This window comes from Actinosynnema sp. NPDC059797 (assembly GCF_042732085.1).
GTDB lineage: Bacteria > Actinomycetota > Actinomycetes > Mycobacteriales > Pseudonocardiaceae > Actinosynnema.
Map to the genome: position 1 here is coordinate 4,255 of NZ_JBHWIE010000469.1, position 599 is coordinate 4,853.

Annotated in this window: 1 protein-coding gene; it reads right to left on the reverse strand. The window is 77.5% G+C overall.

Annotation, left to right across the window (positions count from 1 at the left end; all coding sequences use genetic code 11):
• On the reverse strand, positions 1 to 599 hold a 599-nt coding region (locus ACFV4N_RS39890), incomplete at both ends, for a sigma-70 family RNA polymerase sigma factor (protein ID WP_499677880.1).

Genomic DNA, 599 nt, shown 5'->3' on the forward strand with positions numbered 1-599 from the left:
TCTACATCCCGCTCTGACCCCGGGGCGGGGCGCGGGGGGCGGGCCCCCCCCGGGGGCGCCCCGGCCGGGGGGGGGGGGGGCGGGGGGGCCGCCCGCCGGGGCCCCGCCCACGGCGTTCCGCGACCGGTTCGAGCCCATGGCGGGCGGCAGCCTGCGCCGCAGCACGCTCATCGCCCGGTGGGTGCGGGACTTGACGGTGCCGGCCGGGATGCGCAGCTCCGCCGCGGTCTCGGCGACCGAGTCGCCCCACAGGTACACGTGCAGCACCACGCTGCGCAGCTCCTCCGGCAGGCCCCGCAGCGCCTCGACCACGACGAGGTCCGTCACCACGCGGTCGGCGTGGTCGCCCGTCACGGCGGCGGCCGACCGCACGTCCTCGACCTCCACCGGCCGCCCCCGACGGGCCCGGACCTGGTCGTAGACGATGTTGAGCACCACCGTCATCAGCCACCGGCGGACCGAGCCGCCCTCGGCGAGCAGCTTCTCCGCGTGCCGCCAGGTCCGGATCATCGCCTCCTGCACCACGTCCTCGGCGGCGTGGTGGTCGCCGGTCAGCCTCCTGGCGTAGGCCAGCACCGCCTGCCCGTACTCCTCGAACA